The following is a 20820-nucleotide window of genomic DNA, read 5'->3' on the forward strand; positions in this document are numbered from 1 at the left end:
ATTTGGTTTAGCACTGCCTTTCAAGGCTCATATTCGTTTAATTTCCATTGATTAGGAAGCGCCCATAAATTGGCTCTCCAAATTCTGAGATTCCTCGAATTTCTATCCACATGGGGCCTGCTACTTTTCCTGTCATAAACTCAATTCGCTCAGATAGGTTGCTTTCTTTGGTCACTAAATTTGGATTCCAATACAAAACTGGCCGCTGAATTTGACCTGGCCTATTGGCAGCATCAATCTGATCTTTCAGTTCTTCAGCGGACGGGAATCCTTCAAATTTGAAAGATTGGAATGAATTCATATTCGCTATGATGGCTTCATCGTAGGCTGGGCCGGTTTTGGTAATAATAGAAATTACCCCGTTTCTTCCTTGATCACCTAATGTGGTGACTAGTCCTCTCACAACTTCTACACGCTCTATTGTAAAAACATTAATTCTAGACAGGACATTGATGACTGGGGTGCCAGCTTGGGCGGCAGGCACTCCATTGATCAGGACCAAAGGTTCTCCTCCTCTGAAGCTCACTGATGGGGGAGTCCCTCTAACAGTCATACCGGGGATTTGTGAAGAAAGTAAAAAAAGAAACTGCTGGGTATCTCCATTGAGTTGCAATGTAGAGGGATCCACCACGTTGGTTGGAGTTCCATAAGGCATAGGCCCTACTTTGTTTTCACGAGTAGATTCTATTATAGCCTCTTCCATCAAAATCTCATCCATTCCTAATCCAGAAGCAATTTCTTCTTTGGATAAGAAATTATTACTTGCAATCACAGGCTTGGGATAGTCAAACCTAGGAAGGGTAATGTCGACCCCAAAGGGCTGGATTTCGAGGGACTTGGAAGTTCGCCCCACCCTTGATGTAGCTTTCATAGCAATCTCAAATTCTCCCTCAAATTGGCGATCTGGCAAAATGAATCTTCCATCTGGCCCTGTTTTTAATTCTATTTTTTCCTCCAATCCATTGATCAATAGTTCGACGTCGCTGCCTATCGGACGTTGATCTAAATCGTACACCATTCCTTCAAGCGTAATCCCAAATTCACTTTCGTTAGCAAAGGATTCGAGATCAAGGCTAGGCTTTTGTAAAGCTAATGCTTCAGAAATACCTTGAGGCTCCCAGAAGGGCTGGGTCTGATTCAGATCAAGTACAGCTACGGATAGATTACTGATTATGGGCTTTCCCTGATCGTTTTGGGCCATGATATTCAAGACAACCTTTTCATTTGGTCCATAGCTTTGCTTATTGGAAAAGAAAGAAACTCCTGTGGACTCAGACTCTAGGACTGTTTGAGGAGGGAAATCATCCCAATCTAGGATTTGAATGGGCTGATGAAATGCCCCATCATCGCCGTAATTTGTACTCCAGGCGGTGTAGGCCTTGAGGATGTAGTTACCTCTAGTCAGTGGTTTTTCTTGGGTTAGAAAACCGGTGGCTAGGCCATTTTCGATTCTGAAAACTCGATGGAGAATCTGATAACCACTTTCATCGAGCAGTTCCACATGCAGGACTTTACTCAGATCGTCCATAAAAGCCACATTTCCGTACCGGACATAGGCTTTGAAGAGAATACTTTCATTCGGCCAATAGTATCCTCGATCCGTGTGGACATAGATGCGTTCCTGCAATCCCTCTGCAGTTTTTTCCAGATTTTTTAAGCGAAGAATTTTCTCTCCCTCAAAATTACTGGGTAAGTAAAAAATGGGACTATTTGGCTCGATTTCTCCATCGATTTTAAGTTGGTCGGGAAAGACCGGAGCACCATTGGATTTGAGAGCGAGCTCTTCTCCAGTATAGGAAAAAGAAACTTGCTGGCCATTGGGCAAAGTTGTCGATGTGGGCTGGTTAAAGGTAAGCTTGTATTCTCCCGGTTGATCGCCATAGAATACTTTTGGTTGTGGTGCGGGGGTAAAGGCTTCCGTTTCACCAGACAAGAGCCGAATCATCTGATATTCCGCAGAATTTTCAAAAAGCCTAAGCTGTTTTGTTCGAATGGCTTCTCGGTCTTCTTTGCTATTGGGATCAAGTTCGAAATAGACATAGTCTGCTACGGGCTTGAAGTTTTGCTTTTCCAAGATAAATGGCTCAAAATAGGTCGTTACCAAATATCCGGTTTCAGAATTTTGAAAATAGACAGCTTCCTCAGATGAGACTTGGATTTCTTTTCCTTTGTTTTCAAAAATCAGTGCTTCAGGATTGACTAAAGAAATGTGGGGTGAATTTTTGGGGTCTTCTATTCCTAAAAAAGAGGCTATGAAAAGCGCTACAGTTTTTTCCAGCTTCTTGCCCGAAATACTCTTTTGAATAGGTGCAAAACTTGTTTTTGGTTCCAGTGAAATGTCCATATTTTCGGTTGACTTGGTCAGCCTCAGCTCCAGCTCTTTCATTTCAAACCCAGAAGCAAAAGCTTTCAATTTCCAATAACCAAGAGGCAAATCTGGAAGAATAAATGTACCTGTGCTATCGCTGTAGGTCTGATAGCTGGTATTTGGGATGAATACATGAGCACCGGAAATATAATCTCCAGTGACAGAATCGATAATTTTTCCTGAGAAAATTGATTCTTGGGCTAAGCAAAAACTAAAACAAAAGCCGAGGTAGAAAAAAGCGGTCAAAAAAGCCTTTACCATGAATGAATTGATTAGTCGAATAAGATATTAAAAAAAGCTCCAATTCAAGAGCTTTTTAAGTTAAATAGTCAAAAGTTTAGTCCTTGTCTTCTTCGTCTAAATCTTCACGATCCTTCAGCTTCTTGTCCTCGACGTTTTTATTCAAGAACTCATTGATTTTGTCAATAGAAAAAGAGGAGGAAATCTCGCCAAAGGAATTGATTTCCATTTTGAATCCTTTGAGTTCTTCATGAACCTTTGGATCTTCTTTTTTGCTTTTCTTTTTCTTTGTCATGGGTATGGGATTAATCTATAGATTTTAACTCGCTTAAAGCAAATTTGATTCGCTTGGCTACTTCTTCTTTACCTAAAATAGAAAAAACCTGCATTAAATCCGGACCGGCACCAGATCCTGTCACAGCTAGACGTACCGCCTGCATGACTTTCCCTAGCTTGATTTCTTCTACCTCGGCAGCTTCCCCAAGCAAAGTTTTCGCTGATTCGGGATCAAAATCGCCTGAAAAACCTGAAAGTAAGTCTGTGTATTTGGTCAAAACTTTGATTGCGTCCTTATTCCACCGCTTGCCAGCGACATCCTGATCAAAAGTGGTGGGAGCCACAACCAGAAGCTTACTCTCTTTCCAGAGGTCCTGAGGGAAAGTCACACGCTCTTTGGTGAGCCTAGCTGCCGCTTCGGCCACTTCTTGAGAGATTTCTATTCCTTCTTTATTTGCTTCCGCAATCACAAACTCCGCGAGCTCGGCATCAGATTTTACCTTGATGTACTGTTCGTTGTACCATTTCGCTTTCGCGATGTCAAATTTAGTCCCTGATTTGCCGATTCGCTCTATGCTAAATGCTTCGATCAATTCCTCTTTGGAAAAAATCTCTTGCTCATCCCCTGGATTCCAGCCTAGAAAAGCCAGGAAATTCAAGAAAGCATCGGGTAGATATCCTTGCTCTCTAAATCCTGCGGCAGTGTCTCCATCTAGCTGGTTTACCCAATTGAGCGGGAAAACAGGAAAGCCGAGCTTGTCTCCATCTCGCTTCGATAGCTTACCATTGCCGTCAGGCTTTAGTAAAAGCGGAAGATGTGCAAACTGTGGCATGGTGTCTTCCCAGCCAAAAAACTTGTAAAGCAATACATGCAATGGGGCAGAAGGAAGCCATTCTTCACCTCGGATCACATGGCTAATTCCCATTAGATGATCATCTACGATATTGGCCAAATGATACGTCGGCATTCCATCAGACTTCATCAATACTTTATCATCCAATGTGGAGGAGTGAACCATCACCCATCCGCGGATCATGTCATTGAGCCGAACTTCTTCTTTCATCGGGATTTTCACACGGATGACGTAGGGATCTCCTGAGGCCAGCCTGGCCTGCACTTCCTCTGCAGGAAGCGTCAATGAATTTTTCATTTGAGTCCGAGTGATACCATTGTATTGAGGCTGCACTACGCGGGCTGCAGTCAGTCGCTCCCGCATAGCCTCCAGTTCTTCGGAGGTGTCAAAAGCGTAGTATGCATGCCCTCTTTCTACCAAATCCAAGGCGTACTGCATGTAGTCACCTTTTCTCTCGGACTGTCTGTAGGGACCAATCTTTCCCGGATTCCATGGGCTTTCGTCGGGTTGAATGCCGAGCCATTCTAGAGATTCTTTAATATATTCTTCTGCTCCGGGTACAAATCTTCCCTGGTCAGTATCTTCTATTCTGAGAAGGAATTTCCCTCCCAGTTTTTTTGCAAAAAGGTAATTGTATAGGGCAGTGCGAACACCGCCAATGTGCAAAGGCCCAGTAGGGGATGGGGCAAAACGTACGCGTACTTCTCTTTCCATGTGGTATTTTGGCAAAATCCGGGGTTCCGGTCTGGTTTTAGTTTACGAGGTGCAAAGATAGGGATTTGTAAGATAAGGAATGGGCAAAAGCCGTTATGCCATGGTTTATTTCACTTGTTTTGAGCTTTTGGGAGAGCATTACATGGATTAAAATGACAATACGGTGAAATAACCATAATACTGGGTTAGCTTTGTGACTTACAAGCAACTATGCCATTCTCAAAAAGTTGAGTCGGCAAAAAAAATCAAGTATGCGATTTGAAAATCTAGAAATTATTGAGCCGATTTTGAAGGCTCTCAAAGAACAAAATTATTCTGAACCCACATCTATTCAGGCAAAAGCAATCCCACTCGTACTTCAAGGACATGATGTCCTAGGCAGCGCCCAAACAGGGACAGGTAAAACAGCAGCTTTTTCCATTCCAATACTTCAGCACCTTTATCTCGATCGCGAGCGAAATCAGCGGTCTCCCAAAATCAGTGGTTTGATTGTCACTCCTACGCGTGAGTTGGCCATTCAAATTGGCGAGAGTTTGACAGTCTATGGCAAGTATACCGGTATTCGAAATACGGTGATTTTTGGTGGGGTCAATCAAGGAAAACAAACAGATGCAGTACGCAAAGGCGTAGATGTTTTAGTAGCTACTCCTGGTCGTTTATTAGACTTGATGAGTCAAGGATATATTAGTCTGAAGGACATCCAATATTTTGTATTGGATGAGGCAGATCGAATGCTGGATATGGGATTTATTCATGATATTAAAAAGATCATCGCGAAGCTTCCTTCCAAAAGACAGTCTTTGTTTTTCTCCGCGACTATGCCAGATAATATCGTAGAGCTTTCACGAAAAATTCTACATAATCCCAAGAAAGTAGAAGTAAGTCCAGTATCCTCCACCGCGGAGACTATCAATCAATATCTTTACTATACCAATAAGTCCACCAAAAAGGATTTACTCCTTCACATCCTTGATGATGAAGAAATGGACCAAGTGCTTTTGTTTGCGAAGACCAAGCACGGCGCCGATCGAATAGATAGATCTCTTCGAGATAAAAAGATCAAGTCAGCCGCTATTCACGGTGGAAAAAGCCAAAATCAACGGCAGAAGGCGCTCCAGCAGTTCAAGGATGGTCAGGTTCGCGTATTGGTCGCCACGGACATTGCTGCACGTGGGATCGATATTGATAAGCTCCGATATGTGATCAATTACGACATTCCGAATATCTCAGAAACCTACGTTCACCGAATTGGAAGATCGGGCAGAGCAGGTGGAGAAGGGGTTTCTATTTCGATTGCCGAGCCAGAGGAAAATGTATTTGTCAAGGATATCGAAAAGCTCATCAATCAGCGGATTGAAGTCATCCGAGACAATCCTTTTCCTCAGACCGAGAAGCCGATGACGGCACAGGAGAAAAAGGAATTTGAAAAGGAGAAAATAAAGCGGAAGCAAGAGTTTTTTGCAGCTAAAAATAAAAAGCGAGGAAATCAGCCCGGAAGAGATGGGAGAGGCCCCAAAAAAGGGAGACATTAAAATATTCTCCACCTTGAAAGTGCAAGTCTTTCAAGAAGGTATATAACAAAAAAAAGGAACCTAGAGATAGGTTCCTTTTTTCTTTGAGAGCAATTGCTCTTAGTGCTTCACACGGATTTACTCCTCAGCGAGGTTCTCTTAGGGATGTGGTACTAAAGGTAAATGGAAAAGAAGTTGCTCAGGGTAGAGTACCCTTAACCCCTCCACTGACGTTTACAGCAAATGACTGTCTGGACTTTGGCGTTGATCTAGGATGTCCGATATCTTTTGATTATTTTGATGTAGCGCTATTTAAGTTTAATGGCACTATCGGTACTTCAAAGATTTGGTATCCAAAAAAATAGACAGAAATGAAAAAAATACATTTTATTATAATTGGGGCGGCTATCCTATTTTCCGGCTGTCAAGGAGATACAACAGAGACTACGGTTGATTCGGAAAGTAAAAAGGTGCCTGGGACTTCTCCCAAGTATTCGGCAAATGTACCGGAATATGTAGAAACTCCAGATTTGGTTTCAACTGACCTTCTTGGAGATCTAACGTTTTTTGATGGTGCTCCAACAAAAGAAACTACCGAGAAAATTTATGATTTTCTCGATGTTTCCCGATCCGCTGAAGCGTTTCTAAATGGAATTCCTGCTGCTTCAGTTTACGCACTTCTTGAAGGATTTAAAGAAGCCGGTTTGAAACCTGGTGATTTGGGAATTTTCGAAGAATTGATGGATGCTCGTACACTATTTCTAACACCCAATTCAACTACCATGTATTGTGTAACCGAAATTGATGTGAAAAATGGACCCATTGTGGTTGAAGTACCTCCTGGGGTGTTAGGACCTGTGGATGATGCATACTTCCGTTGGGTAGTAGATTTGGGTCTGACCGGCCCTGATCAAGGGAAAGGTGGTAAATACCTTTTTGTTCATCGCGATTATGAAGGTGATATTCCCGAAGGCTATTTTGTAGCAAGGACTCCTACTTATCGCAACGTATTATTCTTTAGAGCATTTGTTGTAAATGGAGATCTTAAAGGTACTGCGGAGGCTGTAAAAAGTGGTTATCATAGTTATCCCTTGGCAGAAGCAGGAAACCCAACACCTCAAGTATTTAAGAATCTTTCGGGAGTGCAGTTTAATACGGTGCATGCGAATAATTTCAGATTCTTTGAAGAGTTGAATGCAGTCATCCAATACGAGCCGGCAGATGCTTTTGACCCTGAGTTAGTTGGTCAATTTGCAGCTATTGGAATAAAAAAGGGACAGCCTTTCGATCCTGACGCGAGAATGAAAAAATTGTTAGAGCAAGGAGTGGCCATAGGGAATGCCTCAGCCCGAGTATTGAGTTATTCTCCCCGGAAAAAGAGTGTCTATTTTTACGAGGATCGGCAATGGACGTCTCCCTTTGCCGGATTGAGTTACGCCTTCGAAAATAACGGGGAGCGAGTATTAGACGATCGGATTTTTTTCCATTATATGGCAACTGGGATTACTCCTGCAATGGCCAGGCCAAAGGTGGGTTCAGGATCTGCTTACGGGCTAGCTGTAAAGGATAGTAAAGGAGAATATCTTGATGGAGGGAAAACATACAGTGTAACATTACCTTCCCCGATTCCAATAAATAATTTCTGGTCATTTATGGTGTATTCAAATCAGCACCGATCTATGTTAGAGACAGATCAAAAATTAGCAGGTTTAGACAGTAATAATCCTGACATGAAACCGAATGAAGATGGTTCCTATACAATTTATTTTGGGCCCTCAGCTCCGGAAGGTCATGAAGGAAATTGGATCCAGACCATTCCAAATAAGAGTTTTAGCGTTTTACTACGGCTTTATGGTCCATTAGAGCCTTGGTTTGATAAAAGTTGGAAGCCAGGGGATTTTCAATTGGTTGAATAATAGTATGACGCCCATTAATTAGAGGTTTGACTATAAATCCAACTACGCATTCATCATTAGTTTAGATATCATTTACTTTAAAGTAATAGAAAATCATCGCGCCCCATGATGGCTCTTTTATGTTGATGAGTTATAGTAAGTGGGTTTAGAGTAAAACAAAAAAAGGAACCTAGCAATAGGTTCCTTTTTTCTTTGAGAGCAATTGCTCTTAGTGCTTCACGCGGATTTTCTCCTTGATACGAGCAGCTTTACCCTGACGTCCTCTCAAGTAGAATAGACGAGCTCTTCTCACTTTACCTTGTCTCAATAGATCGATTTGCTCGATAGATGGAGAAAGAATTGGGAAGATACGCTCTACACCGATTCCGTTAGAAATCTTTCGTACTGTAAAGGTCTCTCCATTGGAGTTTGGGTTTCTACGCTGGATCACAGTTCCTTGAAACTGCTGGATACGCTCCTTGTTACCTTCTTTGATTCGTACGTGTACGTTGATGGTATCACCGGCTTTGAATGAAGGGAATTTAGCTCTTGCTTCGCTGTATTCCGCTTCTACTATTTTCATTAGATCGCTCATAGCTATATGTTTTATGCTTTCGCTGTTGGTCCCGCAGGACTTATTAAAATTAATATTTATTGGTTATCGCTTCCCTTGGTCGGAGACTTTTCCATCAGGTCTGGTCTTCTTTCCTTGGTTCGGCGCACCGATGCTTCAAACCTCCACTCGTTTATCTTGGCTTCATGCCCTGAGAGCAAGACTTCCGGCACGTTCATTCCCTCATATTCAGCGGGTCTGGTGTAAACCGGAGGAGCTAACAAGTCATCCTGAAAGGAGTCCGTAAGCGCCGAGGTCTCGTCATTGAGTACACCTGGGATCAGTCGAATCACTGCATCTGCCACGACGGCTGCTGCGAGTTCTCCTCCTGATAAGACATAGTCACCGATACTGATCTCCTTGGTGATGTATCGCTCCCTCACTCGCTCATCCACTCCCTTGTAATGACCACAAAGGATCAGGAGGTTTTGCTGTAGTGAAAGTGCATTGGCCATGGGTTGATCAAATCGCTTTCCGTCTGGCGTCATATAGATGATTTCATCGTATGTGCGCTTTTCTTGAAGTGATTCTATGCATCGGGCGATTGGCTCGATCATCATTACCATTCCTGCACCACCGCCAAAGGCGTAGTCGTCGACTTGTTTTTGCTTGCCTGTGGCAAAATCGCGTAGATTGTGAAGCTGGATTTTGGCTATTCCTTTATCCTCCGCTCTTTTCAGAATGGAATGGGAAAAAGGCCCTTCCAGCAATCCTGGCACTACGCTGATGATGTCAATATGCATGCTTTAGTCTTCCAGATAGATGTCAAGTAAACCTTCGGGTAATTGACAGTAAACTTTCTTTGCTGTCTTTTCAACTTGCTGGATAATTCCGTCCTGAATTGGTATCAGTACTTCCTTACCCTGATAAGTCACCCCGAGGAGGTCTTGGGTCTGCAGATCGTAAATCTGATCTACTTTCCCGATCAAACCCTTGGTCTCATCAAAGACCTCAAATCCGACCAATTCGTGGTAGTAATATTGATCATCGTCTAGTTTCGGAAGAGAAGTCAAAGGGAGAAATAATTCTGCTCCAATGAGTGGTGTCACCGCGTCGATGCTATCCAACTCTTCAAACTTCGCTAATACCTTGTTCCCGGGTTGCAAAACGAAATGCTCCAAGAAAAAAGGTGTTAATCTAGATTTCTGCTCAATGAAAAGGTGCTCGATGTCTTCATATTCCTCAGGATAATCAACATCCAAAACCACCGTCACTTCACCACGCAATCCATGAACTTTGGAAATGTATCCGATCTGAAAACATTGATCCTTGTTCATGTTAATTTATAGAATTAAGCTTTTGCTTCGCCTTCTTCAGAAGATGCTTCTGGAGCTTTCTCTTCAGTAGCTTCTGGAGCAGGAATTTCTTCTGCTTTTGCTTCAGCAACTGGAGTTTCCTCTGCAGGAGCCTCTTCTACAGCAGGAGTCTCTTCTACTGGAGCTTCGGCAACTGGAGCCTCTTCTACAGCAGGAGCAGCGGCGGCAGCGGCAGCAGCCTCTTCGGCAGCAATAGCAGCTTTCGCTTCGTCTTCTCTTGCTTGGATAGCGTCAAGTCTTGCTTGGTTTTTCGCAGCCTCAGCAGCCAAAGCCTTATCACGAAGATCCTGCTTAGCCTTGTTGATGCTGTCTGTTTTACCAGCAATCTTAGTTTCTTTCTCTGACAACCATGCCTCGAACTTCGCGTCTGCTTGCTCTTGGGTGATTGCACCTTTCAATACACCAACTTGAAGGTGTTTCTTCAGCATTACTCCTCTGTAAGAAAGCATCGCTTTCACAGTATCTGTAGGCTGAGCTCCATTCAACAACCATTTAAGAGCGCGCTCATTGTTGATGTTAATGGATGCAGGGTCTGTGTTGGGATTGTACGTCCCGATCTTTTCGATGAAGCGTCCATCTCGTGGAGCTCTAGCATCAGCGACAACCACGTCATAGATAGCCATTTTCTTTCTACCTCTTCGTGCTAATCTGATTTTTACTGACATATATTATAATGTATTTAGTGAGCGGATGGATCACGTCCATCCTAATTTTGGAGTGCAAAGATAGGCTAAATCCTTGGAATGCCATAAGTTGACCGAAAAATATTTGCAGAGAAAGAGGCTTTTCTTTAATCTTGAAGAGCCAATCCTTTCAGTTGCAAACTTTGAAACAGAAGGTTTATGAAGATAACCTTGATTTGGCCCCGTAGTTCAATGGATAGAATAGAAGTTTCCTAAACTTTAGATCTAGGTTCGATTCCTAGCGGGGCTACTTTTTTTTTGTGTCAGCATTTACGATATTCCCACATTCTTTTTATAGACCAATTAATTATGAAAAAATTACTACTTTCTTTCTTTTGTCTTGTACTGGCACAAGCAGCCTTTGCTCAAGAGTCTACTGCTCAGGGATCGACCAATATCTATACTATGTCTACAGGTGAGACCATTCTCTCTTTTGGTATTGTAGATGCAGAGCCACTAAATACAGGGACCGTCGCTAGGTTTACGCCATTCTTTAACTTTGGGCAGCAGCTTCACTTTGATTTTAGTCCCAGCTTTGGAATCTATACTGGCCTAAATGTGAGAAACGTGGGGATGATTACTGATCTCAACGACTCTGTACGTGTAAAACAACGTACCTATAATTTGGGGCTTCCCATTGCTTTTAAAATCGGAGATGTTGAGGGGTGGAGATTTTCTGCAGGTTTTGAAGCGGAAATTGCTTTTGCCTATAAGCAGAAAGTTTACGTGAACGGAGAGAAACGAAAGTCAAGTAGCTGGTTTGATGATCGAGTAGAGATTTTTCAGCCCTCTGTTTTTGCCGAAATCGTGGGGAAGGATGGAAACTTCATTCGCTTCAAATACTACCTGAATGACTTCCTGACAGCCAATCAGCAAATTAATGTTCCCGGAGTGGAGTATAATCCTACTCGCAGCTCTATGTTTTATGTATCCATAGGCTATGCGATCAAGAACAAGAATATCAAGAGTAGTTTTTAAATCATTGCGGTTCTATTCTTTTGGACAAGACAAGAGTATTATGTGAGAGGATTTTTTTTTGAGGTTTAAAAGGCTAATTTCCTTTCCCCAATAACCTATCCTCATGGCTGATCGGAGAAGAATCACTTTAAAAGACATTGCTAGAGATCTTGGAATCTCTGTGTCTACGGTCTCACGTGCCTTAAATTCCTATTCAGGCATTTCTGAGGATACCATAAGGACGGTGAAAGCCTATGCAGAGGAGCACAACTATGTGCCCAACACCATGGCCGTAAATTTCAGAAAGAATAAGACGCTGACACTTGGTTTGATTGTTCCTGAATTGGTTCATTACTTTTTTTCTTCGGTAATCAGTGGGGCTTTGGCGGAAGCCAAAAAAAGGGGGTATACCGTCTTAGTCAGCCAAACAAGCGAATCGCTGAGCAATGAAATCTACGCCATACGTACCATGCTAGGTAGCAGCGTAGATGGGGTGATGATTTCCCTTTCCAACGAAACCACAACATCGGAATACTTAGAAGAGCTGATCGAGGAAGGAAGGCCAATTGTTCAGTTTGACAAAGTGCTAGAGGGTTTCAAAACTCCAAAGGTAATCGTGGATGACTTCGATGGAGCCTATGCAGCTGTGGAACATTTAATCCAGCAGGGGTATAAGAAAATTGCGCATTTAAATGGATTTAAGCAGGTGACCAATGCTAGACATAGGCTAGAAGGGTATCAGAAAGCTCTCAAGGATTACCACTTAGAGCAACCTGAGGAATATGTGATTCATTGCAAAGACATTTCTGAAGAAGAAGGTTACCGTTATACCAAAGAGCTCATGGAATCGGCTAATCCTCCAGATGCTATTTTCTGCATCACAGACTTAATTGCGATGGGGTCTATGAAATACCTGAAAGAAAACGGCCATAGAATCCCAGAAGAGGTTGGACTGATAGGATTTAGCAATTGGGATATGGCCAATTTTGTAACGCCATCACTAAGTTCTGTAGATCAGCATGGTTTTCAAATCGGAGAAAAGGCCTGCCAAGTACTCGTAGACCTGCTCAAAAGTCAAGAGCCGCTAGAGGATAAGACCTATCTTATTAAAACATCGCTTGTTGTGAGAGAATCTTCTACTCGTCAGTCTAATGTTTAACCCCGAACCTGGAAAAGATGAAATCCATAAGGTGCAAGGATCAAGTGCTCGTGATCTTGCCCTACACTAAATTCTTTCCTAGACCAATGATCGTGTAGCACAGCATCGCCGAATCCTTTTTCTCGAAAAGCGTACCAGGTAAGAAATGCTTCAGATCCGCCAAAATTGAATACTCCGATAAATTTGCCAGCTTCATTTGTTCGTGAAAAAGCAGCAACATGAATGTTATGGGGGCTAAACCATTCGAGTAAGCCCCGGTCAGCAACCATATCTAGGCTTTTGCGGATAGCCAATAGCCTTTGGGTACCGGTGAAAATTTGATTCTCTAGGCTTCCTGCGTCATTTCTTCGATCATTTTTTTTCCAATCGATCAAAGGACGATGCATCCAGCGATTGTCGTAGCTTTTGGTAGGGTCGTTTTCAAATGAATAATCATTGGTATAGCCCACTTCATCCCCGTAAAAAACCATGGGCAATCCTCCGATGAAAAAGCTATGCGCTTGCATCAAAAGGATTTTTTGGACTGATAAATTAATTTCTGCTTCATTTGACTCGTAGATACCTTTCTCTAGGCCACAAAGGGATGCCAGAGTTCCACTTATTCGAGCATCTCCAGTTTTGGGATTGGAAGAAAAAAGAGCTCCTCTTGCTGGAGAATTAGGGTATTTTCCAGAAAAATAGTCTTTCAAATAATTCCGATGCTCCCAAGCATCTTTGCCCACATTGCGTATGCTCGCATCTTCAAAACCCAATCCAATATCATCATGACAACGGGTGTAAGAAATCCATGAAGTACCCTGAGGCTTTTGAAGGATATCGTGTTGGGCTGCCAGCATGACCTGGGTATCACCAGTAGCAAGCATGTCCCATTGAAGTGCCATTTGTGTGGCATTATAGGCAAAGTCACATTCTTTGGCCTTAGCTTCACCCGTACCAAAGTACTTGATGATTTCCTTCGGTGATACTATTGCCTCGCCCAAAAGCGCCATACCTGGTGTAGACACTTTTACACATGCTTTGATTAATTGAAGTAAAGTGTGGACTTGGGGGAGGTTTTGGGAAGAAGTGCCTGTTTCTTTCCAAATAAAGGCAGGTGCATCAATTCGAAGAATATCCACCCCTAGGTTGGCATAAAAAAGAATATGGTCGACCATTTCAATCAGGACCCTGGGGTTTCTAAAATTCAAATCCCATTGGTAGTTATGAAATACGGTCATGACCCACTTTTGACATTCTTCTACAAAAGTAAAATTGCCGGGAGAGCTTTCAGGGAAGATTTCAGGCATACTCGCATCAAACTGATTGGGTAGCCATCGATTTTCATACATGTAGTAAAAATCTTGAAACTCAGGATCTCCTGCTTTTGCTTTTTTCGCCCATTCGTGATGATGAGATGTATGGTTGAGGACGATATCAAGCATTAGATGCATTCCCTTTTGTTGCATCTTCTCCACAAGGTGCTCTAGGTCCTCGATCGTCCCAAACTTGGCATCTACTTTTCTGTAATCCGATACGGCATAACCACCGTCGCTTTCCCCCTCTGGACTCTCAAAAATAGGCATGAGATGGAGCAAATTTATTTCGAGTTCCTCGAGGTAATCTAACTTCGATGGCATCTGCGAAAGATTGCCACAAAAGCGGTCCACATACAAACTCATGCCGCAATGCTCATTGCTCAAAAACCAATCTTCAGATTTTTCCTTATCTCGTTTCTTTAGACTTACAGATCGTTTGTCCGAGGCCTTCTTTAGCCTCTCGACAAGCATTTCTAAATGATGGGCACTAGCTGGATTTTGCCCATAAATTTCCTCAAAAAGCCTTTGAATGGTGGGCAAAGCTGTCGCTAGCCGAGCCTCGAATAAGGAGTCAATTGGTTTAGCTTTCTTACCTGATTTGGGATTTTTTTGTGCCTTAGTGGTATTCAAACTACTTGATTTTAAGGTTGGGTGATAATTTCTGGATCACTGTTCGGTTTAATGCGGAGAGTGGCCAAAGCTGCAATCAGTAAAAGGGCTCCTCCAAAGGCGATTGCCAGTCCGGGGTCATTGTTGAGGAAGGTTTTTGAGATAAAACCAAAACTGAGTGTCTGAAGGATCATGGGGATTACGATCATCATATTGATTACGCCCATGTAGACGCCATATCGTTCTTTTGGGATTTCATTGACCACCATGAGGTAGGGCACTCCCATCATACTTGCCCAAGCGATACCAAATCCTGTCATCGGAGCAAAGAGCAAATATTTGTTTTCGATAAAGGGAAACATCAAAAGCCCCGCTCCAGCCATCAGCAAGCAAATAAAATGGACTTTTTTGGGGCCAAACTTGGTAGCCATTCTTGCCAAAAAGAAAGCCGAGAGGAAGGTGACTATATTATACCAGCCATTCACAAGGCCTGTCCATCCTACAGCTTCTTCATATAATGTAGGGTTGTCAGAAGGGCTGGTTTGCCATACAGATTGGGCAATACTTTTAGCAGCATTTTGCCAGTAGCAGAACAGCGCATACCACTGGAAAAGATAAACTAGTGCTAGTTGCCACATGACTTTAGGCATCACCGTGATGGCTTCGATTATTTCTAGATTTTGAGCAAAAATGACCTTGGCTGTAGGATTAGTTTCGGCCCATTTGATCGTTTTGCGTATGATGCTACGATCGAAAATAGCTGGGATCAACAGTAAAAATAAAGCAAGGTAGGCGATCAGTGTCGTGAGAATCGACAAGAAAAACTGGATTGCAGGATGAGGCATTCCTTTATTTCTTTCTTTCAAAACAGCTAGTTCCTCTGCTGAGGGAGGGTATTCAGGGGTTTTTGAGATACTCCACATCACAGAGCCGATGGAGCAGACTGTCCCCAGAAAGAATGATGCATAGACCCAATAGGGTAAGGATCCTGCTATTCCGGGAATATATTTTTGGAAAACGAATAAGGACACATTTGCTAGTGTAATGCCAAGACCCGTGAAAAAGGATTGAGTCAGGAATCCTTTGCTATACTGCTCATCTGGCAATACATCAGCAATTAACGCTCGATAGGGCTCCATCGCCGTATTATTGGCTGCGTCTAAGACCCATAGCAGCCCTGCTGCCATCCAAAGTGAACTACTGAAAGGGTAGAAGAACAGGCAGATACTGCAAAAAAGTGCACCGATAAAAAAGAAGGGTTTTCTCCGCCCAAATCTATCGCTCCAAGTACTGTCGCTGAGCGCTCCAATGATAGGCTGTATTAATAACCCGGTCATGGGTCCGGCCAGATTGAGAATTGGGATCTCGTGAGGTGCGGCACCCAGCATGTCATAGATGGGGTTCACCGCACTCTGTTGTAATCCGAAGCTATACTGAATCCCAAAAAAACCAACATTCATGTTGATGATTTGGGAAAAGGAGAGTTTGACTTTCGTCATTTTGGGTTGGAGTATTTTGGGTTTTTTTGATCGAAGAGAGAGTTTTTTCTCCTTCTTCACTCAGCAAAATACAAAGTTTAGCTTACCCTCAAAGGGCTTTTAAATAGGCTAGAAGGCATTTTTTTATGGAAATCGTTTGAATTCCTAATTTTTGGGAAAAATAATTTTAAAGCTTTTAGACATTCTGGTATTCAGGGGGGAATAAAAAACCCTGATTGTGAAAATCAGGGTTTAAATTTTATTGGATTCGTGCCTGTATCTCTTGGACCAGACCTTCGTAGCGTTTGAGGATTCGCTCCCAATCCTCAAATTTTTCATCATCCTTTACCGTCACTGGATTTTGTCCATCGAGATAGGCTTCCTGACTCACGAGTTTGACTGAGTAAGCGAGTTGGTCTGAGTTGCCTCCACTACTTACGATTACCCTTGTACGTATCACAGAGGATTGGAAATTTTCTACCTGCCAAGAAGTTGTGAGGTATCCTGTATTGAAATCTACAGTTTCCAAAATATCAAAATATCGAGTAACAATCGAACTTAAAATTCTCCAGGCTTCTTCCGCAGAATAAGTCGAATCGACTGGAATAGTAATTCTTACATTAGCCAAGTCAGAGGAAATCGAAGAAGAATACGCCTCATCTACGGCCATTTCGATAAAGTCTGTTGTTGGTGGCTCCTGCATGTTGGCTTGATTGCAGTAATTTTTCACATAGCGAATGTATCCGTCTTTGGATACCCGTACTTCTACGCAGGCGTTTTTTGGAACCTTGAGATCGTATGAACCCACTCCAACCCTTTTCCCACCAATTTCGATGACAGCATCATCAGGCTGGGATGTGATTTTCACGAGTCGATCTTCTAGTCGGGCTGACTCACGAACCGGAGGTTCGGGATCGGTGTCAGGCTTGTTGCAGAAAACCTTGGTATATTCTACAAAACCTTCTCTGGTAACATTGACAGTGACGCAGTCACCGAGAGGTACTCGTACATCTTGATTTCCTTTTCCGACGGTGACACCGTTTACACTTACATCACCATCAGCAGGAATTACCTCCAATCTTACTGCCCGATCCTTGAGCTCAAAATAGTCTTTGGTGGGTGGAGTTTCACGGTCAGGCGAGTTATAATACGTTTTTGACTCTGGGGCAAATCCAGGTTTTTTCACCTCAACATTTAGAAAGCGATCTTTCCCAATGATTAGGTTAATTTGTTTGGTTCCGACCATTCGACCGTCTACATAGATTTCTGCATCATATGGCTCAGTGGTAATTTCCACAAGACGATTCTCCAAGGAGACGGTTTGGTTTTTATCCCATTTGATCGATTTGGGATACTCCTTGATCACAGGTTCGTATCCTGTTTTGGTGACCAGAATCCGATTTCGTGTGTTTTTTTCCAGTTTCAGTTCGATTATTCCCGTACCTAATTCAGCCAAAGGGGAGTTATCCACGTCATTAAGAAGATAAAATTTGGCGTCTGAATGGTTAGCTGTAACGGTAATTTTTTGAGAGTAAGAACTAAAAGATATTAAAAGGAAAATGAGTGAGAATAAGGTAAATCTCGAATGCATAAATAGGGTTGGATGGTGATAATCAGGTCGCAAAAAAATGAATAAGGATTACTTATGCAATTAATTAGCAGATAGAATGATTTTTACTCTCAATTCTTTCCAAAAAGCACATCTGCACCTATTAATTTAATTCCATGCTTTTTCAAGGGCATTCAACCAATTGCCATGCATTACTTTCTTCACGTCGGCTTCAGTATATCCTCTTTGCGTCAAAAGTTCAGGGAAAGTGTTCAGATCACTGATAGAACTTAAATCTGCTGGCGCTTGCTCTTTGCCAAAGGCTCCATCCAGATCTGAGCCAATACCGATGTGGTTTGCATTTCCCGCGATTTGGCAGATATGATCCATGTGGTCAATAATTGTATTCAAAGTAACATTTCTTTCCTGAGGTGTGGATTTGCCTCGTTCCCAATTCGGGCTTAGCATCCAAGCATCCATTGCTCCTCCAATTACTGCCCCTCGGTCGATCAGGGCTTTGATCATATCATCTGAAAATTGCCGATTGTGATTCACCAAGGCTCGGCAATTGTTGTGACTGGCCCAGATTGGACCTTTGTAAATATTCAAAGCATCCCAAAAGGCCAAATCACAGAGATGGGTCACATCCAGAATTATCCCTAATTCATCCATTTTGCGAAGCAACTTTTTACCTTCTTGACTTAGTGAAGCCGACGAATCCGTGCCAAAGGCATATCTCCCGGGCCCATAATGTGCTGGACCCAAAGCCCTCAAACCCGAATCATAGGCTTTTTCGAGATAATCTAAATTCACTATGGAGTCAGCGCCTTCGAGTGAAAGGATGAATCCAATGGGCTTGCTTCCGTTAGTCTCTCCATTATTCCAATCTGCAAGATGTGCTTGAAGCTCACTCCAATTTCGGACCTGTCTCATTTCCCCGATGTCTTCCATCGCTTGATACCAAGCAAGCTGACCTTGGGTCTGTGCCCACGCCTGAGCAGGCGAATGCCAGCCGGGAAGTGTACTCGAGGGTGTGACATAGCGAGCGATTTGAGTAGCCACCACCAAGCCTATATTTCCTTTGCGAAGCTCTGGCAGGGATACAAGGGCATTGCCGCGGTCTGGTTTGTCCGAAAGTCCACTTTCTCGCGAATTTATCTCAGAAATAGGGCGGGTCAAATCACGATTCCATTCCAAAGCATTCATACTGAGGTCGAGGTGGGCATCTATTATAAACATGGTCTAAAAGCTTTGGAGGACGAAAACGGTTGGAATTTTATGTAAATCAATGGAGTGCTTTTTCCATTCTGCAATGGTTTTTGTAAGGATGAGTTCATCAGTACCAGTGATATTTTTGGCAATACACAGTTTGGTTTGAGGAGATAGATTGCTAAGCAGATCCTCTAGCAATTGATTGTTTCTGAATGGAGTCTCCATAAAAATCTGAGCTCGACTTTCTTTCAAAGACTCGACTTCTAGCTTTCGCAAAGCTGCTGATCTCTCTCTTTTGTCTATGGGTAAATACCCATGAAAAGCAAACGATTGGCCCGAAAATCCGGAACCCATCAAGGCCATAAACATGGAGCTTGGGCCAGAAAGTGGAACTACTTGAATTCCTTTGGAATGAGCGTGGGCTACGGCCAGTGCGCCGGGGTCAGCAATTCCTGGACATCCGGCCTCCGAAATCACTCCGATATCGGCTCCATTGAGCAAAGGCTGCATGAGACGGTTGATGGTCTCAGGAGCTGTGTTTTTGTCCAAAATTTCCATGTGCAACTCCTCAATGTTGACACCAAGCTTCAGGCTGCTGATATAACGTCGCGTTGTTCGTAGATTTTCGACCAGATACACCTTGGTTTTAGAAATGACTTCCTTGACCTGTGGGGTAATCACGGATTCAGAGGTATTCTCAGCGAGAACATTCGGAATGAGGAAAAGCTTTCCTTTCGGCATTTTTTGAAAAATCTTGAGAAGTCGAAAGTTAAAATTTAATGATCAAAATCTTTAACTTATTCTTAATTAAGCCATGTCTTTACAGTGCTACGTTTTTTAATGCAATGCAGTACGAGGTGACGTCCTAAGACAAATCAGTTTTCTCTAGGATGTCGATTTGGTAATCAAGCATGGGCAGCGAGTGAAATAAGAAGGCTATTGCAAAATTTGTCTAATTCCCGATGTAGCAAAGGCCAGAATAGGTACGCTATGCCTGATTTTGAATTCTTCGATCTGTGAACTTTCATTGGCTAGAAAGGCCATAACTGACTCCGGAGGAACTTTGGTGAACAATTGAGAAAAAATTTCTCTTCCGGTTAATTTCTTTGACAAAAGCACGTCCAACAACGTGCGATCATACCAATCATAGGTGCGATCGCTTAGGCTTTTTGGTACTGCTGGCGATTTTCCCTGCCTAAGATTGGCTACCACTTTTTCCAAGTGCTTTTGCACGAATGCAAATGTATAACCAGTACTGGCTTTGGTATAACCTCCAGCCGTTCCAAGATTGATGATTCGCTTTTCCTTACCTTCAAAACGTTTGAATTTGGCTAGTGACATAGGGATCACCCCAAATTCATCATGGGTGATCTCGTATTCCTTTATTCCCAAATCTTCCTGAATATACTTTTTGAGTGCCTGTTCATACTCTTCGCGCTCGAGTACTCGCTCCGTGAAGAGTGTATATTCCACCAAGGCCTCTTGTGGATTAGTGGGGAGCACATACATAAAAGTCGTCCCATGTTTTTGATCTAGGGTAAAGTCCATCAACGTGGCCTTTTTCGGGTCAAAAACAGATTCCTTAGCTTTGATTTTCCAGCCAAGAAAATGTTGTAGAAGTGTGTTTTCTTCGTCCATTTTTGGAAAAAAGAGGCCGGTAGAATTGAATACGTATTGCGCTTCAAATGATCCTTCAGCCGTGTCTATATAGGCAAGATTTCCAGCGGAACGAATTTTTTGGATTTTTGTCGTCAGGAATTTAACATTAGCTTTTTTTGCAGCGGCTTCTAAGACATAGCTATAAAAATCCTCACCTAGAATCATTTTATAGGAGTAAGATTCCATTTGGAATGTCTCCGAAATCCCTGGAGCAAAAAAGCTTAGTGTATCCCAAGTATGATGCACGATGGGTTCAAAGAGTCCTTTCCCCTTTTCCCAAAAGCACCAAGTACGATCATTCTTGGTTTTTTGATCACTATCGATCACCAAGATCTTTTTTTCGGAAAGGGAACCTTCTAAGAGAATCCTATGCAAAAGGCTAAGCCCGGCTAGCCCAGATCCTGCAATGATATAGTCATAGGAATTCTCCAT

General features: G+C 42.7%; 18 protein-coding genes and 1 tRNA gene. 6 read left to right on the forward strand and 13 right to left on the reverse strand.

What is annotated here, in order from left to right:
• Positions 1 to 37 precede the first annotated feature (37 nt).
• The 3 genes from ACFOSV_RS02600 to gltX all read right to left on the reverse strand — a co-directional run bounded on the left by ACFOSV_RS02600 (position 38) and on the right by gltX (position 4452).
• Complete coding sequence (locus tag ACFOSV_RS02600; RefSeq protein WP_377903095.1) at positions 38 to 2629, reverse strand: carboxypeptidase regulatory-like domain-containing protein; 2592 nt, start codon at positions 2627 to 2629, stop codon at positions 38 to 40.
• A 76-nt stretch (positions 2630 to 2705) separates the two neighbouring features.
• Complete coding sequence (locus ACFOSV_RS02605; protein WP_377903097.1) at positions 2706 to 2903, reverse strand: hypothetical protein; 198 nt, start codon at positions 2901 to 2903, stop codon at positions 2706 to 2708.
• A gap of 10 nt (positions 2904 to 2913) precedes the next feature.
• Complete coding sequence (gene gltX, locus ACFOSV_RS02610) at positions 2914 to 4452, reverse strand: glutamate--tRNA ligase (RefSeq protein ID WP_377903099.1); 1539 nt, start codon at positions 4450 to 4452, stop codon at positions 2914 to 2916.
• A gap of 251 nt (positions 4453 to 4703) precedes the next feature.
• Between gltX and ACFOSV_RS02615 the strand changes: the two genes are divergently transcribed.
• The 3 genes from ACFOSV_RS02615 (at position 4704) to ACFOSV_RS02625 (ending at position 7879) form a co-directional block, all read left to right on the forward strand.
• Positions 4704 to 5984 carry a DEAD/DEAH box helicase gene (locus tag ACFOSV_RS02615; RefSeq protein WP_377903101.1) on the forward strand — a complete coding sequence of 427 codons (1281 nt, stop codon included), beginning with the start codon at positions 4704 to 4706 and terminating at the stop codon, positions 5982 to 5984.
• A gap of 83 nt (positions 5985 to 6067) precedes the next feature.
• On the forward strand, positions 6068 to 6328 hold the full coding sequence (locus ACFOSV_RS02620) for a hypothetical protein (protein ID WP_377903103.1): 261 nt from the start codon (positions 6068 to 6070) through the stop codon (positions 6326 to 6328).
• Positions 6329 to 6334: 6 nt separating this feature from the next.
• Positions 6335 to 7879, forward strand: coding sequence for a DUF1254 domain-containing protein (locus ACFOSV_RS02625; protein WP_377903105.1), 1545 nt, complete (start codon positions 6335 to 6337; stop codon positions 7877 to 7879).
• A gap of 208 nt (positions 7880 to 8087) precedes the next feature.
• On the opposite strand, the gene rplS is transcribed toward ACFOSV_RS02625, so the two are convergent.
• The 4 genes from rplS to ACFOSV_RS02645 are packed head-to-tail and all read right to left on the reverse strand — an operon-like array spanning position 8088 to position 10452.
• Entirely contained in the window at positions 8088 to 8453 is a 366-nt protein-coding gene (rplS, locus tag ACFOSV_RS02630) for a 50S ribosomal protein L19 (RefSeq protein WP_377903107.1), read from the reverse strand.
• Between the two features lie 56 nt (positions 8454 to 8509).
• Positions 8510 to 9214, reverse strand: coding sequence for a tRNA (guanosine(37)-N1)-methyltransferase TrmD (gene trmD, locus ACFOSV_RS02635; protein WP_377903109.1), 705 nt, complete (start codon positions 9212 to 9214; stop codon positions 8510 to 8512).
• A 3-nt stretch (positions 9215 to 9217) separates the two neighbouring features.
• On the reverse strand, positions 9218 to 9748 hold the full coding sequence (gene rimM, locus ACFOSV_RS02640) for a ribosome maturation factor RimM (protein ID WP_377903111.1): 531 nt from the start codon (positions 9746 to 9748) through the stop codon (positions 9218 to 9220).
• A gap of 14 nt (positions 9749 to 9762) precedes the next feature.
• Positions 9763 to 10452, reverse strand: coding sequence for a 30S ribosomal protein S16 (locus ACFOSV_RS02645; RefSeq protein WP_377903113.1), 690 nt, complete (start codon positions 10450 to 10452; stop codon positions 9763 to 9765).
• Between the two features lie 196 nt (positions 10453 to 10648).
• Between ACFOSV_RS02645 and ACFOSV_RS02650 the strand changes: the two genes are divergently transcribed.
• The 3 genes from ACFOSV_RS02650 (at position 10649) to ACFOSV_RS02660 (ending at position 12586) form a co-directional block, all read left to right on the forward strand.
• Positions 10649 to 10720 (forward strand) — tRNA-Arg (locus ACFOSV_RS02650).
• 59 nt (positions 10721 to 10779) lie between these two features.
• On the forward strand, positions 10780 to 11448 hold the full coding sequence (locus ACFOSV_RS02655; RefSeq protein ID WP_377903115.1) for a hypothetical protein: 669 nt from the start codon (positions 10780 to 10782) through the stop codon (positions 11446 to 11448).
• Positions 11449 to 11551: 103 nt separating this feature from the next.
• A complete protein-coding gene (locus tag ACFOSV_RS02660; protein ID WP_377903117.1) occupies positions 11552 to 12586 on the forward strand; it encodes a LacI family DNA-binding transcriptional regulator in 1035 nt (344 codons plus the stop codon).
• On the opposite strand, the gene ACFOSV_RS02665 is transcribed toward ACFOSV_RS02660, so the two are convergent.
• The 6 genes from ACFOSV_RS02665 to ACFOSV_RS02690 all read right to left on the reverse strand — a co-directional run bounded on the left by ACFOSV_RS02665 (position 12583) and on the right by ACFOSV_RS02690 (position 20820).
• Complete coding sequence (locus tag ACFOSV_RS02665) at positions 12583 to 14511, reverse strand: amylosucrase (RefSeq protein WP_377903119.1); 1929 nt, start codon at positions 14509 to 14511, stop codon at positions 12583 to 12585. The two genes, ACFOSV_RS02660 and ACFOSV_RS02665, sit on opposite strands and share 4 nt — an antisense overlap.
• An 11-nt stretch (positions 14512 to 14522) precedes the next feature.
• Positions 14523 to 15989 carry an MFS transporter gene (locus tag ACFOSV_RS02670; RefSeq protein WP_377903121.1) on the reverse strand — a complete coding sequence of 489 codons (1467 nt, stop codon included), beginning with the start codon at positions 15987 to 15989 and terminating at the stop codon, positions 14523 to 14525.
• 238 nt (positions 15990 to 16227) lie between these two features.
• Positions 16228 to 17439, reverse strand: a complete 1212-nt coding sequence (locus ACFOSV_RS02675; protein WP_377903123.1) for a PEGA domain-containing protein — start codon at positions 17437 to 17439, stop codon at positions 16228 to 16230.
• A 246-nt stretch (positions 17440 to 17685) separates the two neighbouring features.
• On the reverse strand, positions 17686 to 18756 hold the full coding sequence (locus ACFOSV_RS02680) for a dipeptidase (protein WP_377903125.1): 1071 nt from the start codon (positions 18754 to 18756) through the stop codon (positions 17686 to 17688).
• 3 nt (positions 18757 to 18759) lie between these two features.
• On the reverse strand, positions 18760 to 19470 hold the full coding sequence (locus tag ACFOSV_RS02685; protein WP_377903127.1) for an SAM-dependent methyltransferase: 711 nt from the start codon (positions 19468 to 19470) through the stop codon (positions 18760 to 18762).
• A 195-nt stretch (positions 19471 to 19665) separates the two neighbouring features.
• On the reverse strand, positions 19666 to 20820 hold the full coding sequence (locus ACFOSV_RS02690; protein ID WP_377903129.1) for a lycopene cyclase family protein: 1155 nt from the start codon (positions 20818 to 20820) through the stop codon (positions 19666 to 19668).

The organism is Algoriphagus namhaensis (genome assembly GCF_042649705.1).
Lineage (GTDB): Bacteria > Bacteroidota > Bacteroidia > Cytophagales > Cyclobacteriaceae > Algoriphagus > Algoriphagus namhaensis.

Excerpts from the sequence above, each read along its gene's own strand:
- ACFOSV_RS02645 (WP_377903113.1), bottom strand. The coding sequence starts at position 10,452 with ATGTCAGTAAAAATCAGATTAGCACGAAGAGGTAGAAAGAAAATGGCT.
- rimM (WP_377903111.1), bottom strand. The coding sequence starts at position 9,748 with ATGAACAAGGATCAATGTTTTCAGATCGGATACATTTCCAAAGTTCAT.
- trmD (WP_377903109.1), bottom strand. The coding sequence starts at position 9,214 with ATGCATATTGACATCATCAGCGTAGTGCCAGGATTGCTGGAAGGGCCT.
- ACFOSV_RS02670 (WP_377903121.1), bottom strand. The coding sequence starts at position 15,989 with ATGACGAAAGTCAAACTCTCCTTTTCCCAAATCATCAACATGAATGTT.
- ACFOSV_RS02605 (WP_377903097.1), bottom strand. The coding sequence starts at position 2,903 with ATGACAAAGAAAAAGAAAAGCAAAAAAGAAGATCCAAAGGTTCATGAA.
- ACFOSV_RS02655 (WP_377903115.1), top strand. The coding sequence starts at position 10,780 with ATGAAAAAATTACTACTTTCTTTCTTTTGTCTTGTACTGGCACAAGCA.
- ACFOSV_RS02660 (WP_377903117.1), top strand. The coding sequence starts at position 11,552 with ATGGCTGATCGGAGAAGAATCACTTTAAAAGACATTGCTAGAGATCTT.
- rplS (WP_377903107.1), bottom strand. The coding sequence starts at position 8,453 with ATGAGCGATCTAATGAAAATAGTAGAAGCGGAATACAGCGAAGCAAGA.
- ACFOSV_RS02690 (WP_377903129.1), bottom strand. The coding sequence starts at position 20,820 with ATGGAGAATTCCTATGACTATATCATTGCAGGATCTGGGCTAGCCGGG.
- ACFOSV_RS02685 (WP_377903127.1), bottom strand. The coding sequence starts at position 19,470 with ATGCCGAAAGGAAAGCTTTTCCTCATTCCGAATGTTCTCGCTGAGAAT.
- ACFOSV_RS02680 (WP_377903125.1), bottom strand. The coding sequence starts at position 18,756 with ATGTTTATAATAGATGCCCACCTCGACCTCAGTATGAATGCTTTGGAA.
- ACFOSV_RS02600 (WP_377903095.1), bottom strand. The coding sequence starts at position 2,629 with ATGGTAAAGGCTTTTTTGACCGCTTTTTTCTACCTCGGCTTTTGTTTT.
- gltX (WP_377903099.1), bottom strand. The coding sequence starts at position 4,452 with ATGGAAAGAGAAGTACGCGTACGTTTTGCCCCATCCCCTACTGGGCCT.
- ACFOSV_RS02625 (WP_377903105.1), top strand. The coding sequence starts at position 6,335 with ATGAAAAAAATACATTTTATTATAATTGGGGCGGCTATCCTATTTTCC.
- ACFOSV_RS02615 (WP_377903101.1), top strand. The coding sequence starts at position 4,704 with ATGCGATTTGAAAATCTAGAAATTATTGAGCCGATTTTGAAGGCTCTC.